Raw genomic sequence first — 16,015 nt, forward strand, 5'->3', positions numbered from 1 at the left:
GGCTCACAGCGGCGTGACGTAGGCGCCGGAGATCCCGCCGTCGACGAGGAACGAGCTCGCGGTCATGAAGCTCGACTCGTCGGAGGCCAGGAACACCACCGCGTTGGCGATCTCGACCGGCTCGGCGAAGCGGCCCATCGGCACGTGCACCAGCCGGCGCTGGGCGCGCTCGGCGTCCTTGGCGAACAGCTCCTGCAGCAGCGGGGTGTTCACCGGTCCGGGGCACAGCGCGTTGACCCGCACGCCCTGCCGGGCGAACTGCACGCCGAGCTCGCGGCTCATCGAGAGCACGCCGCCCTTCGAGGCGGAGTAGGAGATCTGCGAGGTCGCCGCTCCCATCACCGCCACGAACGAGGCGGTATTGATGATCGAGCCTCGCCCCTGCTCGAGCATGATCGGCAGCACCGCCTTGCAGCACAGGTAGACGCTGGTCAGGTTGACCTCCTGCACCTTGCGCCAGGCGTCGAGGTCGGTGTCCAGGATCGAGTCGTCCTCCGGCGGGGAGATGCCGGCGTTGTTGAAGGCGATGTCGACCGAGCCGTAGGTCTCCTTGGCGGTCGCGAACAGCGCGTCCACCTGGTCCTTGTCGGTCACGTCGCAGTGCACGTAGAGCCCCGGCGGCTCGAGGCCCTCGACGATCCCCGGTCCGCGCGCGTCGTCGAGGTCGCCGATCACCACCCGGGCGCCCTCCTCGGCGAAGCGGCGCACGGTCGCCAGGCCGATGCCCGAGCAGCCCCCGGTGACGACGGCGACCTTGCCGTCGAGACGTCCTGCCATCTGCGTTCCTCTCGTGGTGCTGGGGTTTGCGCGCGGGTCAGTGCGCGATGAAGACGTTCTTCTCCTCGGTGAACGCGTTCGGCGCGTCCGGCCCGAGCTCGCGACCGAGGCCGGACTGCTTGAAGCCGCCGAACGGCGTCCAGTAGCGCACCGCCGAGTGCGAGTTCACCGAGAGGTTCCCCGACTCGATGCCGCGTGCCACCCGCAGCGCCTTGCCGACGTCGCGGGTGAAGATCGAACCGGACAGGCCGTACTCGGTGTCGTTGGCCATCGCGACCGCGTCGGCCTCGCCGTCGAACGGCAGCACCGCGACGACCGGGCCGAACACCTCCTCGCGCCAGATGCGCTGCTCGGTGGACTCCGCGAGCACCACGGTCGGCGGCACCCAGAACCCGGGGCCCTCCGGCACCGGCCCGGTGAAGGCCACGTCGACCTCGTCGACGTACCCCAGCACGGTGCTCCGCTGGTGCGCCGAGATCAGCGGCCCCATCTCGCTGCTGCGGTCGGCCGGGTCGAGGACCTTCATCGACTCCACCGCCCGCTGCAGCAGGGTCAGGAACTCGTCGTAGGCGGAGCGCTCGACGAGGATCCGCGACCGTGCGCAGCAGTCCTGGCCGGCGTTGTCGAACACGGCGTACGGCGCCGCCGCGGCCGCGGCCGCCAGGTCCGCGTCGGCGAACACCACGTTGGCGCTCTTGCCGCCGAGCTCGAGCGTGCAGCGCTTCACCTGGTCCGCGCAGCCGGCCATGATCCGCTTGCCGACCTCGGTGGAGCCGGTGAACGCGACCTTGCGGACCAGCGGGTGCGTGACGAACCGCTCCCCGACCACCGAGCCCTTGCCGGGGATGACGGTCAGCACGCCTTCGGGCAGGCCCGCCTCGAGCGCCAGCTCGCCGATCCGGACCGCGGTCAGCGGGGTCAGCTCGGCCGGCTTGAGCACCACGGTGTTGCCGGCGGCCAGCGCCGGCGCCATCCCCCAGGCCATGATCGGCATCGGGAAGTTCCAGGGCACGATGATCCCGACCACGCCGAGCGGCTCGTGGAAGGTGATGTCGACGCCGCCGGGCACCGGGATCTGCCGGCCGAACAGCCGCTCCGGCGCGGCGGAGTAGTAGTTGAGGCAGTCGCGGACGTTACCGGCCTCCCAGGTCGCGTTGCCCCAGGTGTGGCCGGCGTTGCGGACCTCGAGCTCGGCGAGCTCCTCGACGTGCTCGTCGACGACGGTGGCGAAGCGGCGCAGCAGCCGCGCCCGCTCCCCCGGCGCGACGGCCTTCCAGGCGGGGAACGCGGCGTGCGCCTTCTCGATCAGCGCGTCGGTCTCCGCGACCGAGGCCAGGTGCACGTCGGTGACCGGCTGCTCGGTGGCGGGGTTGACGACGGTGAACGTGCTGGCTGAGCTCACGTCCCTCTCACATCCTCTCGAAGCCGCGCCGGCGCTCCCAGTCGGTCACCGTGGCGCCGTAGGCGGCCAGCTCGACGTCGGCCATGTTCGTGTAGTGGTCGACGACCTCGTCGCCGAAGGCCGAGCGGGCCAGGGCCGACGACGCGAAGGCGTCGCGTGCGTCCCGAAGGGTACGCGGCACCTTGGTCTTGTCCGACCGGTAGGCGTTGCCGACCAGCTCGGGCTCGAGCTCGAGCTCCTGCTCGATGCCGTGCAGTCCGCCGGCGATCATCGCCGCCAGCGCCAGGTAGGGGTTCACGTCGCCGCCGGGGAGCCGGTTCTCCAGGCGGGCCGACGGTCCGCGGCCGATCAGGCGCACCGCGCAGGTGCGGTTGTCGTTGCCCCAGCCGATCGTGGTCGGCGCGAACGAGCCGTCGGCGTACCGCTTGTAGGAGTTGACGTTCGGCGCGTACAAGAGCGTGAAGTCCGCCATCGTGGCGAGGATGCCGGCGATGAACCGGTCGTAGAGCACCGAGCGGCCGCGTGCCTCCTCGTCCCAGAACACCAGCGAGTCGTCGGAGCCGCGCAGCGAGAGGTGGATGTGGCAGGAGTTCCCCTCACGCTCGTCCCACTTGGCCATGAACGTGATCGACTTGCCGTGCGCGGCGGCGATCTCCTTGGCGGCGGTCTTGTAGACCGAGTGGTTGTCGGCGGTGACCAGCGCCCGGTCGTAGACGAACCCGATCTCGTGCTGGCCGAAGTTGCACTCGCCCTTGGCGCCCTCGACGTTCATTCCGGCGGCGTGCATCGCGTTGCGGATGTCGCGCAGCACCGGCTCGACCCGGGAGGTGCCCAGGATCGAGTAGTCGACGTTGTACTGGTTGCTGGGCGTGAGCCCGTGGTAGCCCGCGGCCCAGGCGGACTCGTAGGTGTCCTCGAACAGCATGAACTCCAGCTCGGTGCCCGCCAGCGCGACGTAGCCGGCCTCCTCGGCGTGCGCCACCTGGCGGCGCAGGATCTGCCGCGGTGACGGCTCGACCGGGGCGTGGTCGTCCCAGACCAGGTCGCACTGGACCATCGCGGTGCCGGGCAGGTGCGGCAGCAGCCGCAGCGTGGAGAGGTCCAGGGAGAACTCCATGTCGCCGTAGCCCTTGTCCCACGACGTCATCGCGTAGCCGTCGACGGTGTTCATGTCCACGTCGACGCCGAGCAGGTAGTTGCAGCCCTCCTGGCCGTGCTCGAGGGCGAAGTCGAGGAAGTACGACGCGTGCAGCCGCTTGCCCTGCAGCCGCCCCTGCATGTCGGTGAACGCGACGACCACCGTGTCGACCGCGCCGTCCGCGACGCGGCGGCGCAGCGTGTCGAGGTCGATCAGGCGCGGGTTCGGTTCGGGAAGGCTCATCTGGGTCCTTTCGTCGGGCCGGCGCTCAGGCCAGCAGGCCACGCAGCAGGGCAGCGGTGTCGTCGCAGTGGCTCTCCATCACGCGCCGGGCCCGGGTGGGATCACCGCCCAGGATCGCGTCGAGGATCGCCCGGTGCTGGACGGCGGAGTGGGCGATGTTCACCTCGAGCACCGGGATCGCGTTGAGCATGTCGTGCAGGTCGGCCTGGACCGACGCGACCGCCCGCACGGTCAGCGGCGACTCGGTGACCGCGGCGAGGGCGAGGTGGAAGCGCGAGTCCGCCTGCCGGTGCCGGGCCGGGTCGGTCGCGGCCGCCACCTCGTCGTGCGCGGCCGCCAGGAAGTCCCGCTGCTCGGCGGAGAGCCCGCGGGACGCTGCCACGTGGCAGGCGCCCGGCTCGACGAGCCGCCGGAACACCAGGGTGTCCAGAAGCTCCGCGCGCCGCGGCTGCAGCGCCCGGGCGCCGCGGGCCGAGGGTCGCTTGGCCCGGTAGCTCACCACGGTCCCGCCGCCCCGGCCCCGCGTGGTGCTGACGAAGTCGGCGGCCCGGAGCGCGGCGATGGCCTCGCGCAGCGTGGCCCGGGAGACCCCCATCCGCTCGGCGAGCTCACGCTCGGGGGGCAGCGCGCTGCCACGGGGGTAGACGCCGAGGCGGATCGCGGTGGCCAGCTGCTCGACGCAGCCCTCGAACGCGTGGTGCCCGCGCACCGCCCGCAGCATCGTCTCGCTCAGCTCGATGCTCGGGTTCGCAGACACGTCGACAGTCTCGTGACGAGCGACATTCCACGTCAATGGTTTGACTTCAAACCTTTTGCCGCCGGGCTATGGACGTCCTTTCCGGCCCGGCGCTACGTTGAGCCCACTTCGTTGACTGCCAAGGAGCGCACATGGCTGACCAGTCTCACTTGGATGCGGACGAGCGCCGGTTGGCCGAGCTCGGTTACAAGCAGGAGCTCTCGCGGAGCTGGTCCGGTTTCTCCAACTTCGCCATCTCGTTCTCGATCATCTCGATCCTCGCCGGCTGCTTCACGACCTTCGGCCAGGGCTTCAACAACGGCGGGCCGATCGCGATCTCGTGGGGGTGGCCGGTCGTCTCGATCTTCATCCTGATCATCGGCTTCACGATGTCGGAGCTGGTCTCCGCCTACCCGACGTCGGGCGGCATCTACTGGTGGGCCTCGAAGATGGGCGGCCCCCGCGCCGGTTTCTTCACCGGCTGGCTGAACCTGATCGGCCTGATCGCGGTCACCGCGTCGGTGGCCTACGGCTGCGCCACGTTCATCGACCTGACCCTGTCGACGTTCTCGGACTCGTTCGCCTCGAGCTACTCGCTCACCCGGGTGTTCGTGATCTTCGTGGTGGTGCTCGCGATCGCCTCGCTGCTCAACATCTTCAGCGGCCACCTGATGGCGGTCATGAACAACGTGTCGGTGTGGTGGCACGTCGTCGGCGCGCTGGCGATCGTGCTGATCCTGGCTTTCGTGCCCGACAACCACCAGAGCATCGGCTACGTCTTCACCGAGCGGTTCAACAACTCCGGCTACGACGGCGGCAGCAACTCCTCGGTCATGTACTGGCTGCTGGTGATGCCGTTCGGGCTGCTGCTCACGCAGTACACGATCACCGGCTTCGACGCCTCCGCACACCTCTCCGAGGAGACCCACTCCGCCGCGGACAGCGCCGCCAAGGGCATCTGGCGCTCGATCGCCTACTCGGCGATCGGCGGCTGGATCCTGTTGCTGGCCTTCCTGTTCGCGGTCCCCGACGCCGCGGGCGGCGGCCCCGACAACGCCGGGGTGGGCGCCGGTGGAGTCGCCTACATCTTCACCTCCTCGCTCGGCGCCAACATCGCCGCGCTGGTGCTGTTCATCTCCGCGGCCGGCCAGTTCTTCTGCACCACGGCCTGCATGACCAGCGCGTCCCGGATGCTGTTCGCGTTCAGCCGCGACCGGGCCGTGCCCGGCTCGCAGCACTGGTCCAAGGTGACCGCCCGCAAGGTGCCGGCGTACGCCGTGATGCTGGTCGCCGTGGTCTCCGCGCTGATCACGCTGCCGGCCCTGGTCGAGGTGAACATCGGGACCGCCGCGGATCCGCTGATCGTGCCGACCGCCTTCTACGCGGTCGTCTCGGTGGCGGTGATCGGGCTCTACCTCGCGTTCCTGATCCCGATCTGGCAGCGCTGGCGGCTCGGCGACGCGTTCGAGGCCGGCACCTGGAACAACGGCGCGAAGTACAAGTGGATGAACCTGGTCGCGGTGATCGAGATCGCGGTGATCAGCATCTACTTCATCCTGCCGTTCGTGCCGCAGGGAGTCCCGTTCTCCGAGAACTTCTCCTGGAAGTTCGTCAACTACGCCCCGTTCCTGACCATCGGCTCGCTGCTGCTGCTCGCGCTGTGGTGGCAGCTCTCGGCCCGCAAGTGGTTCACCGGCCCGAAGCACACCATCGACCAGGCGGTTCTGGAGGCCTTCGGCGAGTGACCCCCGACCTCGACGAGCGGCTCGACGCCGTACCCCTGCTGGCGGGACGGCCACGGCACGTCGAGGAGCTCCCGGGCGGGCTGACCAACCAGAACCTCAAGGTCAGCACGCCCGGGGGCACCTTCGTCGCCCGGGTCTTCCGGGGCGACGCGGCGCTGCTCGGCATCGACCGGGACGCCGAGTTCCACAACAGCCGCGCCGCCGCCGAGGCCGGGGTGGGCGCCGGCGTCGTCGACTACCGGCCCGACCTCGGGATGCTGGTCATCGACTACATCCCAGGCGTCACCTTCGACAACGACTCGTTCGGCACGCCGGGGGTGCTCGACCGGGTCGCCGCCGCCTGCCGGACGCTGCACGCCGGCCCGCGCTTCGTCAACGACTTCGACATGTTCGCCCGGCAGGCCGGCTACCTGCGGGTGGTGCACGAGCACGGCTTCTGGCTGCCGGAGGGCTACGAGTCCTTCGACGAGCAGTTCCAGGAGGTACGCCGGGCGCTGGCGGTCCGCGCCGGGCCGACCGTCCCGTGCAACAACGACCTGCTGGCCGGGAACTTCGTCGACGACGGCGTCAAGCTCTGGCTGATCGACTACGAGTACTCCGGCAACAACGACGCCTGCTTCGAGCTCGGCAACATCGGCACCGAGTGCGACCTCGAGCCCGACCAGCTCGACGCGCTCGTCACCGCCTACTTCGGCCGGCCGCTGCGCCACGCGATCGCCCGGGCCCGGCTGCAGGCCCTGGTCTCGCAGTACGGCTGGGCGCTCTGGGGCGCCATCCAGGCCTCGCGCAGCAGTCTGGAGTTCGACTTCCGGGCCTGGGGCCTGGAGCGGTTCGAGAAGGCGGCCGCCGGCTTCGGCTCCGCCGACCACCCCCGCCTGCTGGAGGACGTGCAACGTGACGACTGACCTGCCGGACCGCGCCCGGGTGGTGATCATCGGCGGCGGCGTGATCGGCACCAGCGTCGCCTACCACCTGACCAAGCTGGGCTGGAACGACGTGCTGCTGCTCGAGCAGGGCAGCCTGTCCGGCGGCACCACCTGGCACGCCGCCGGGCTGGTCGGGCTGCTGCGCGCCTCGGAGAGCGGCACCCGGCTGGTGCAGTACTCCGCAGAGCTCTACGCCTCGCTCGAGGCGGAGACCGGCCTGGCCACCGGCTACAAGCAGTGCGGCGGCGTGATCGTGGCGCGCAGCGAGGACCGGATGACCCAGCTGCGCCGTACGGCGGCCACCGCGGCCGCGTTCGGCCTCGACTGCGAGCTGCTGACCCCCGCCGAGGCCCTCGGGAAGTGGCCGGTGATGGCTGTCGACGACCTGGTCGGAGCGATCTGGCTGCCCGGCGACGGCAAGGCCAACCCCACCGACCTGACCCTGTCGCTGGCCAAGGGCGCCCGGCTCGGCGGCGCCGTCATCGCTGAGCGCACCCGGGTGGTCGGGGTGCTGACCCGGGACGGCCGGGCCTGCGGGGTGCGCACCGACCGCGGCGACGTCGAGGCCGAGGTGGTCGTGAACTGCGCCGGCCAGTGGGCCAAGCAGGTCGGCGCGCTCGCCGGGGTGAGCGTGCCACTGCACTCCGCGGAGCACTTCTACGTGGTCACCGACCAGATCGAGGGAGTCCACCCCGACCTACCGGTGATGCGCGACCCGGACGGCTACACCTACTTCAAGGAGGAGGTCGGCGGCCTCGTGGTCGGCGGCTTCGAGCCGGTCGCGAAGCCCTGGGTGTCCCCGGAGGAGATCCCCTACCCGTTCGAGTTCGCGCTGCTCGAGGAGGACTGGGACCACTTCGCGGTGCTGATGGAGAACGCGCTGCTGCGGATCCCGGCGCTGGCGCACACCGGGATCCGCAAGTTCTACAACGGCCCGGAGAGCTTCACCCCCGACAACCAGTTCCTGCTCGGCGAGGCGCCGGGGCTGCCCGGCTTCTTCGTCGGCGCCGGCTTCAACTCGGTGGGGATCGCCTCGGCCGGCGGCGCCGGTCGCGCGCTGGCGCAGTGGATCGTCGACGGCGAGCCCGACACCGACCTCACCGGCGTGGACCTGCGCCGGTTCGCCGCCTTCCACGGCAACAGCCGCTGGCTGCGCGACCGGGTCGGCGAGGTGCTCGGCCTGCACTACGCGATCCCGTGGCCGAACCGGGAGCTGGAGTCGGCCCGGCCGTTCCGGCGGTCCCCGCTGCACGACCGGCTCGCCGGGCGCGGCGCATGCTGGGGCAGCCGGATGGGCTGGGAGCGGCCGCTGTTCTTCGCCGGCGACGCGCGGCACGCCGAGCTCGACTACTCCTGGGGCAAGCCCCGGTGGCTGCGCTTCTCCGCCGCCGAGCAGCGCGCCACCCGCGAGGCGGTCGCGGTCTTCGACCAGACCTCGTTCTCGAAGTACCTCGTGCTCGGCCGCGACGCGGAGGCGGCGCTGCAGTGGCTGTGCACCAACGACGTCTCCGGCCCGGTCGGCACCGTCACCTACACCGGGCTGCTCAACGCCCGCGGCACCTACGAGTCCGACCTCACCGTGACCCGGCTCTCCGGCACCGAGTTCCTGCTGGTCAGCAGCTCGGCGACCACCGAGCGCGACCAGGACTGGCTCCGCCGGCACGTCCCGGCCGGGCTCGACGCGCACGTGGTCGACGTGACCTCGGCGTACGCCGTGCTCGGCGTGATGGGGCCGAGGTCGCGCGAGCTGCTGAACCGGCTCTCGGGCGACGCGTTCGACGACTTCGCCTTCGGCACCAGCCGCGAGGTGTGGCTGGGTCACGCCACCGTGCGGGCCACCCGGATCACCTACGTCGGCGAGCTCGGCTGGGAGCTCTACGTGCCGGTGGAGCTCGCGCTCGGGGTCTACGAGGACCTCCTCGGCGCCGGCGCGGACCTCGGGGTCGTCGACGCCGGCTACTCCGCGATCGAGTCGCTGCGGCTGGAGAAGGGCTACCGAGCCTTCGGCCGCGAGCTCACCCCTGACCACGGGCCGCTGGAGGCCGGCCTGCTGTTCGCCTGCAAGCTGAAGACCGACATCGACTTCCTCGGCCGCGAGGTGCTCGAGCGGCAGCGCGCCGCCGGCGCCCGGCGCCGGCTGGTCTCGTTCGTCCTCGACGACGCCGAGCCGATGCTGTGGGGCGGCGAGCTGGTGCTCCGCGACGGCGCCCCGGTCGGGCAGGTGACCAGCGCCGCCTGGGGGGAGACGGTCGGCGCGTGCGTCGGCCTCGCCTACGTCGCGGACCCGGCCGGCACCACCACGGCCGGCTGGGTCCGCGCCGGTTCGTACGTCGTCGACGCCGGCGGGCTGCGGTGCCCGGCGCAGGTGGCCCTGCGGCCGCCGTACGACCCGGACAACGGCCGGATCCGCGGCTGACCGCAGATCGGCCGGTCACGCCGGTCCCGTGCTCAACGGGCCCGGGCCGGGGTGAGCCGCCGGTGCCGCGTCGCGGCCGGCGCACCCGGATCGGTCTCCACCCGGTCCACCCGGACCTCGGCGTAGGTGAACTCGCCCTCCGGCGGCGGTGCGTGCCACCGGGCCTCCCCGCTCACCACCACCGGCTCGGACCTCGGGGCGCCGAACCCGGTCGAGGGGGTGGACCAGCGGAGCCGGGTGAAGCTCGTGCCGTCGGCGGAGGCGCGCAGCCGGTCGTCGGAGACGAAGTCGACGAGCCGGGCCTGGTCGTCGAAGCGCAGCTCCGCGGAGACCGTCTCGCCGAACGCGGTGTAGACGCCGCGGACCCGGCGCTCGTCGAGCTGCTGCCAGGTCACCGGGGCGTCGAGGAGTGCCGGGGGCGCCAGCAGGCACAGGTCGTTGAAGACCGTGACCGTCTCGCCCCGGAGCATCTCGGGGCCGCTGGAGTCCACCATGGTGAACAGCGACAGCACCCGCGCCCGCATGTTCGACGACCCGTCGGCGTACACGTGCAGCACGTCGACGGGCACCCCGTGCAACGAGGCGTCCATGTGGAACAACCGACTCGGCGCGAGGCCGCCGGTGTTGACCTGCTCGGCGGTGAACGACATCCAGGGCGCGTCCGGTGCGCTGCGGATCCGCCCGTGCAGGACGGCGCGGAAGCTGCCCACCCGGGGCCGTCCGACCGCTCCGCCGCGGCGCAGGTAGTCGGCTAGCGGTCCCGGCAGGGCGGCGAGGTCCGACTCGGTGACCGGCCGTCCTGGTGCGTGGCTGCCGAGGGCCGTGGCGGCGCGCCGGGAGTACTCGGCATGGAAGCTGCCCGGACCCTCCACCGCGTAGCCGTGCACCGCGACCAGCAGCAGCAGGACGTTGAGTGCGGTGCCGGCCCAGGCGTCGCCCCACGAGGTCGCGATCGCCGCTTCGGACACCACCGCCGCGACGGCGGCCACGACCCACCAGCGGTACACGTCCAGCATCAGGGTCACCGCCGCCGCGGCCACGAGCAGAGCGGCCAGCAGCCACAGCGCACCCTCGGCGCGCGAGACCGGCCGGCTCAGCGCCTCGACGTCGGCCAGGCCCCAGCCCTCGACGACGCCGAGCAGGTGGACGGCCCCGTGCAGCAGGACCACCACGCCGACGACGTACCGCGCCGCAGTCCGCATGACCCGCCCCTCCTTCACCACCCCGGTGATCCACCGGCCCCGGTTGCGAGCCTGCGCCCCGGCCGGTACGCCGGGGAGGGCCGCACGTCCCGCGGGCCCCGCCGGAAGCGCCGCGGCCGCCCGGCGACGCGTGCCCGACAGCCCGGCCGGGACGGGGCGATCGTCCCTGCCCGTGGCGCGGTCCCGGAGGGACGGTGGAGGCGTGGCACCACGACGGAGGCGATGATGAGCAGCGCGACACCGACCCGGCACGGGCAGATCCGGTCCCCGCGCCACGGCGGCCTGCCGGTCGGCCGTGGCCCGGTCCGCTGGCAGCATCCGGTGCTCGCCGCGCTGGTGGCCCTGGTCGTCGGCACCGCGGCGACCGGGGCGGGGGCGGGCATCGGGGTGCGCTACCTGCAGAAGACCGGCCTCACGGCGACCACCGTGATCGGGTTCGCGCTGCTGGCCACCGGGCTGATGCTGCTCGGCTATGCCGGCGTCGTCGCCTGGCGGGGACTGCACCGGTGGTGGCGGCTGGTGCTGGTGCCCGCGACCCTGCTGGTGCTGGTCGTGGCGTTCGCCGTCTCGCTGTCGGTGGCCGCCACCGTGGTGCCCCCGACCGAGCTCGGGAGCTCCACCCCCGCCGACCAGGGCCTGCCCTACCGCGAGGTCGGCTTCACCACCGGCGACGGCGTGCGCCTGTCCGGCTGGTTCGTCCCGTCCCGCAACGGCGCCGCCGTCGTGGTGATGCACGGGGCGGGCTCCACGCGCACCGCGACCCTGGCCCAGGCCGGCGTGCTCGGGCGGCACGGCTACGGGCTGCTGATCGTCGACGCCCGCGGGCACGGCCGCAGCGGCGGCCGCGGCATGGACTTCGGCTGGTACGGCGACCCCGACACCACCGCCGCGCTCGGCTACCTCGTCCGGCGACCCGGGGTCGACCCGGACCGGATCGGCGTTCTCGGGCTGTCGATGGGTGGCGAGGAGGCGGTCGGTGCGGCCGCCGCCGACCCGCGGATCCGGGCCGTGGTCGCCGAGGGGGTGACCGCCCGGACGGCGGCGGACCGCGACACCTGGCTGCCCGGCGGGGTCGCCGGGGCGATCACCCGCGGCTTCGACGCGATGACCTACGGCTTCACCGACCTGCTCACCCCGGCCAGGCCGCCGACGACGCTGCGCACCGCGGTCGGCTCGGCGACCGGCACCTCGTTCCTGCTGGTCACCGCGGGCGCCGAGCCGGACGAGAAGCTCGCCGCGGAGGCGCTGCAGGGAGCGGCCCCCGAGCGGGTGGACGTCTGGACGGTGCCGGACGCCGCCCACACCGGCGGGCTCGCGGCCGCCCCGGTGCAGTGGCGCCAACGGGTCCTGGCCTTCCTCGACCAGGCCCTCGGCACCCGGGACTGAGAGCCCGGGGGCGCACGGACCAACGGCCCTGACCCGTCCAAAGGGCAGCCACGAGGCTCGAGGAGACGAGGGAGGTCACCCATGGTTGTCCTGACAGATCCCGGCCGGGCGCCGGGCCGCCGCACGTCGGTGCCGGAGGAGGCCGGAGTGCTCTCCATCCTCCGCGGGGTGACGGTGGTCTCCGGCGGGCCCCTGGCCCTGGCCCTGGCCAGCGCGGTGGCCCCGGTGGCCGCCGTACGCCGCTGGCCCGAGCGCGCGTCGACCTGCCGGGGCCGGCAGGCGGCGTGGGGGCTGACCGCACTCGGCCTGGCCCTGCCCTGGGTCTACGGCGGCGTGGTGCGCCCGTGGCTGCAGCACTGGGGCGCCACCCCCGAGGAGCGGGCCGCCAGCTACCCCGGGGACGATCCCGGCCGCCGGCCGCTGTTCCGGATCACCCGGGCGGTCACCATCGAGGCGCCTGCGGAGGACGTGTGGCGCTGGCTGGTGCAGATCGGCCAGGACAAGGGCGGCTTCTACTCCTACGACGCGCTGGAGAACCTCGCCGGCTGCCGGCTGCGCAGCGCCGACCGGGTCCACGAGGAGTGGCAGGACCTGAAGGCCGGCGACCCGCTGACGCTGTTCCCCGGCTTCAGCACGACCTTCTCGGCCGTCGACCCGCCCCGGTCCCTGGTGATCGAGAACTGGGGCTGCTACGTGGTCGTGCCGATCGACGCCGACCGGTGCCGGCTGGTCGCCCGCTCGGAGGTGGACCGCGGCCCGGCCGCACTCCCCTACATCCTCAACCTCGAGCTCTCGCACGCGGTGATGGAGCGCAAGATGCTGCTCGGCATCAAGCAGCGCGCCGAGCAGGAGGCCCGGCGCGCCACCGCCGACCTGGCCTGAGTCTTCGCCGGCGCAGCGCCGGCGCGGTGCCGGCGCGGTGCTCGGCGCGGACCCGGCTCGGGCCGGTGCCCGGGCGCCCCTAGGGTGGGCGCGTGCCCGTGCTGCGACCGATGACGCCCGACGACGTACCCGCCATCCTGGCGCTCAACGAGCGCAACGTCGTCAAGCTCGCCCCAATGGACGAGCCCCGGCTGTGGCAGCTGCGAGGCTGGGCCGAGCGCTTCGACGTGGTGGACGTCGACGGCACCTTCGCCGGCTTCGTGGTCACCTTCCCGTCCGGCTCGCCCTACGACTCGGAGAACTACCGCTGGTTCTCCGAGCGCTACCCCGCCTTCGCCTACCTCGACCGGATCGTGCTGCACGAGGACTTCCGCCGGCGCGGCCTCGGCACCCTGGTCTACGACGTCGTGGAGGCCGACGCGCAGCAGCACGGCCGGCTGGCGCTCGAGGTGAACCTGGTGCCGCGCAACGACGCGTCGCTGGCCTTCCACGCCCGCCGCGGCTACACCGAGGTGGGCCGGCTCGGCGACGACGAGCACCTCGTCTCGCTGATGGAGAAGCGGCTGTGACGCCGCAGGAGCGCGCCGAGCGGTCCGCGGCCGCGATGTGGGCCGGGGACGCCGCCAGCCAGGCCCTCGGCATGCGGATCCTCGAGGTGGGCCCCGGCCGGGCCACGCTGGAGATGGTGGTGCGCCCCGACATGCTCAACGGCCAGGCGATCGGCCACGGCGGGCTGACCTTCACGCTGGCCGACTCCGCCTTCGCCTTCGCCTGCAACTCCTACAACCGCCGCACGGTCGCCCGGCTGTGCGAGATCCGGTTCCGGGCGCCGACCCGCGAGGGCGACCGGCTGGTCGCCGAGGCCGTCGAGGTGAGCCGGGACGAGCGGGACGGCCGCTACGCGGTCACCGTGCGCTGCGACGGCACCGAGGTCGCGTCCTTCGCGGGGCAGAGCCGCGAGGTCGGAGGCACGCTCTTCGACGAGGAGGTCTGATGCTCGAGGACGTCCTGGTCGTCGACCTCACCCGGGCGCTGTCCGGGCCGCACGCGGCGATGCTGCTCGGGGACCTGGGGGCCCGGGTGATCAAGGTGGAGGCTCCCGGGGGCGGCGACGAGTCCCGGTCGTGGGGTCCCCCGTTCGTCGGGCCGGACGAGGAGCCGGTGTCGACGTACTTCCTCGCCGCCAACCGCAACAAGGAGTCGGTCGTCGCCGACCTCAAGTCCGCCGACGGCGCCGAGCTGCTCACCCGGCTGGTGCAGCGCGCCGACGTGCTGCTGGAGAACTTCCGTCCCGGGGTGCTGGACCGGCTGGGATTCTCCGTCGAGCGGCTGCACGAGCTGAACCCGCGGCTGGTGGTCCTCTCGATCTCCGGCTTCGGCCACGACGGCCCGGAGGGCGGCCGCGCCGGCTACGACCAGATCGCCCAGGGCGAGGCGGGCCTGATGTCGATCACCGGCCCCGACCCGGACAGCCCGACCCGGGTCGGGGTGCCGATCGCGGACCTGCTCGCCGGGATGCACGGGGCGTACGGCGTCGTGGCCGCCCTGCACGAGCGGGCCCGGACCGGCCGCGGGCGGGTGGTCCGCGCGAGCCTGCTCGCCTCGGTGGTAGGCGTGCACGCCTACCAGGGCACCCGGTGGACGGTGGCCGGCGAGGTGCCGCGGCCGCTCGGCAACCACCACCCCTCGATCGCTCCCTACGGCCTCTTCCACGCCGCCGACGGACCGGTGCAGATCGCCTGCGGCAACGACACCCAGTGGCGGGCGCTGGCCCACCTGCTCGGCATCGCCGACGACCGCTACGCCCGCAACCCGGACCGGGTGGCGCTCCGCGACGAGCTCGCCGCCCGGATCGACCGGGCGCTGGCCGCGCTGCCGGCCGAGGAGTGGCTGCGCCGGCTGGCCGACCTCGGCATCCCGGCCGGCAAGGTGCGCAGCCTCGACGAGGTCTACGACTGGGAGCAGACCCGTTCCCAGGGCCTGCTGGTCGAGGTCGAGCACCCGACGGCCGGCCGGCTCGAGCTGCCCGGGCCGTCGCTGCGCCTCGACGACAACGACTTCTCGGGCGCCCGGCGCGAGCACCTGCCCCCGCCGCTGCTCGGGGAGCACACCGCCGCGGTCCGCGCGTGGCTCGGGATGGACCCGGCCGGCTGACCGGTCCCGGTCTCGGGCGCGAGGCCGCGTGAGAGCCTCGTCCGGTGGAGGACCAGCTGACCCCGGCCTGGGCGGACCTGCTGCGCTCGCAGGGCCATGCGCCCGGGCCCGTCCTCGGCTCCGGGATGGAGGGCACCGTCGTGGCGCTCGGCGACGGCCTGGTCGCCAAGCTCTGGCGCAGCCGGTCCGCGGCCGAGCTGACCCGGCTGCAGTCGTTCTACGAGGCGGTCGCCGCAGCGGGTCCGGCGCTGCGCACGCCGCGGATCCACCGGGTCCTCCACCTCGACGGTGCGTGCGCCTCGGTGGAGACGCTCCTCGAGGGCCGGCCGCTGTGGCAGCCGAGCGGCACGTCGCCGCCGCTGATCACCGATCGGCAGGTCGGCGCGGTCGTCGACGCCCTGGCCGCGCTGGCCGCCGTCGTCCCGACCGCGGGCATGGCTGTGCTGCCGGTGCTGGAGGGCGAGGAGCCGTTCCCGACCGGCACCGTGCCGTTCGAGCGCTCGCTGGCCGCGCTCGTGCAGCGCCGCGTGGAGCGGTCCCAGGGCCCGCTGGCGGCGCGGCTGCCGGACCTCGACGCCGTCGCCGCGGCCGTCGTCGCGCGGCTGCGCGACCTCCCGCCGGCGCCCCCGCGGCTGGTGCACGGTGACCTGATCCCGGCGAACGTCCTGGTCGACCAGGACTCCCGGCCGGTGGCGGTGCTCGACTTCGGGTTCCTGACCACCGTCGGAGACCCCGCCTTCGACGCCGCGGTCGCCGCCAGCGTGTTCGACATGTACGGTCCCCGGGCGCGGGACACCGAGGCGCTCCTCGACGCCGCGGTCGCGGACCGGTTCGGCTATCCGGCGGAGCGGCTCGCGGCGTACCGCGCCGGCTACGCGCTGGCCACCAGCACCTGCTACAGCGCCTCGGGCAGCGACGGGCACTTCGCCTGGTGCCTGCGGATGCTGGAGCGGCCGGACGTACGGGCGGCTCTCGGCTAGCAGCGGGCCGGTCAGCCGCCGGTCAGCC

The 16,015-nt window shown here is 73.0% G+C and carries 14 protein-coding genes; 9 read left to right on the forward strand and 5 right to left on the reverse strand.

The features are described from left to right. Positions 1–3 precede the first annotated feature (3 nt). Genes H9L09_RS07970 through H9L09_RS07985 form a run of 4 tightly spaced genes read right to left on the reverse strand, consistent with a single transcriptional unit; the run spans position 4 to position 4,317 of the window. A complete protein-coding gene (locus H9L09_RS07970; protein ID WP_187580106.1) occupies positions 4–777 on the reverse strand; it encodes a 3-oxoacyl-ACP reductase in 774 nt (257 codons plus the stop codon). A 37-nt stretch (positions 778–814) separates the two neighbouring features. Next, positions 815–2,179, reverse strand: a complete 1,365-nt coding sequence (locus H9L09_RS07975; RefSeq protein ID WP_187580107.1) for an aldehyde dehydrogenase family protein — start codon at positions 2,177–2,179, stop codon at positions 815–817. Between the two features lie 7 nt (positions 2,180–2,186). Next, on the reverse strand, positions 2,187–3,560 hold the full coding sequence (locus H9L09_RS07980) for a glutamine synthetase family protein (RefSeq protein ID WP_187580108.1): 1,374 nt from the start codon (positions 3,558–3,560) through the stop codon (positions 2,187–2,189). A gap of 25 nt (positions 3,561–3,585) precedes the next feature. Beyond that, complete coding sequence (locus H9L09_RS07985) at positions 3,586–4,317, reverse strand: FadR/GntR family transcriptional regulator (protein ID WP_246456351.1); 732 nt, start codon at positions 4,315–4,317, stop codon at positions 3,586–3,588. A gap of 131 nt (positions 4,318–4,448) precedes the next feature. On the opposite strand from H9L09_RS07985, the gene H9L09_RS07990 reads away from it, so the two are divergent. From H9L09_RS07990 to H9L09_RS08000, 3 genes are read left to right on the forward strand one after another with little or no spacing between them, the layout of a single operon-like run. Continuing rightward, entirely contained in the window at positions 4,449–6,041 is a 1,593-nt protein-coding gene (locus tag H9L09_RS07990) for an amino acid permease (protein ID WP_187580109.1), read from the forward strand. After that, entirely contained in the window at positions 6,038–6,946 is a 909-nt protein-coding gene (locus tag H9L09_RS07995; protein WP_187580110.1) for a phosphotransferase, read from the forward strand. The genes H9L09_RS07990 and H9L09_RS07995 overlap by 4 nt, the downstream gene beginning before the upstream one ends. Continuing rightward, complete coding sequence (locus H9L09_RS08000; protein WP_187580111.1) at positions 6,936–9,383, forward strand: GcvT family protein; 2,448 nt, start codon at positions 6,936–6,938, stop codon at positions 9,381–9,383. Before H9L09_RS07995 ends, H9L09_RS08000 begins: the two co-directional genes overlap by 11 nt. Positions 9,384–9,415: 32 nt before the next feature. On the opposite strand, the gene H9L09_RS08005 is transcribed toward H9L09_RS08000, so the two are convergent. Further along, complete coding sequence (locus H9L09_RS08005; protein WP_187580112.1) at positions 9,416–10,585, reverse strand: DUF6544 family protein; 1,170 nt, start codon at positions 10,583–10,585, stop codon at positions 9,416–9,418. A 225-nt stretch (positions 10,586–10,810) separates the two neighbouring features. On the opposite strand from H9L09_RS08005, the gene H9L09_RS08010 reads away from it, so the two are divergent. The 6 genes from H9L09_RS08010 to H9L09_RS08035 all read left to right on the forward strand — a co-directional run bounded on the left by H9L09_RS08010 (position 10,811) and on the right by H9L09_RS08035 (position 15,987). Continuing rightward, complete coding sequence (locus tag H9L09_RS08010) at positions 10,811–11,971, forward strand: alpha/beta hydrolase (protein WP_187580113.1); 1,161 nt, start codon at positions 10,811–10,813, stop codon at positions 11,969–11,971. An 81-nt stretch (positions 11,972–12,052) separates the two neighbouring features. Then, entirely contained in the window at positions 12,053–12,853 is an 801-nt protein-coding gene (locus H9L09_RS08015) for an SRPBCC family protein (RefSeq protein WP_187580114.1), read from the forward strand. 92 nt (positions 12,854–12,945) lie between these two features. Then, positions 12,946–13,422, forward strand: coding sequence for a GNAT family N-acetyltransferase (locus H9L09_RS08020; RefSeq protein ID WP_187580115.1), 477 nt, complete (start codon positions 12,946–12,948; stop codon positions 13,420–13,422). Further along, positions 13,419–13,847 carry a hydroxyphenylacetyl-CoA thioesterase PaaI gene (gene paaI / locus H9L09_RS08025; RefSeq protein WP_246456352.1) on the forward strand — a complete coding sequence of 143 codons (429 nt, stop codon included), beginning with the start codon at positions 13,419–13,421 and terminating at the stop codon, positions 13,845–13,847. The genes H9L09_RS08020 and paaI overlap by 4 nt, the downstream gene beginning before the upstream one ends. Then, positions 13,847–15,007 (forward strand): CaiB/BaiF CoA transferase family protein, encoded by a 1,161-nt coding sequence (locus tag H9L09_RS08030; protein WP_187580116.1) that lies wholly within the window; start codon positions 13,847–13,849, stop codon positions 15,005–15,007. Before paaI ends, H9L09_RS08030 begins: the two co-directional genes overlap by 1 nt. A gap of 44 nt (positions 15,008–15,051) precedes the next feature. Beyond that, a complete protein-coding gene (locus tag H9L09_RS08035; protein WP_187580117.1) occupies positions 15,052–15,987 on the forward strand; it encodes a phosphotransferase in 936 nt (311 codons plus the stop codon). Positions 15,988–16,015: the final 28 nt, after the last annotated feature.

It is taken from the genome of Nocardioides mesophilus, from assembly GCF_014395785.1.
Taxonomy (GTDB): domain Bacteria; phylum Actinomycetota; class Actinomycetes; order Propionibacteriales; family Nocardioidaceae; genus Nocardioides_B; species Nocardioides_B mesophilus.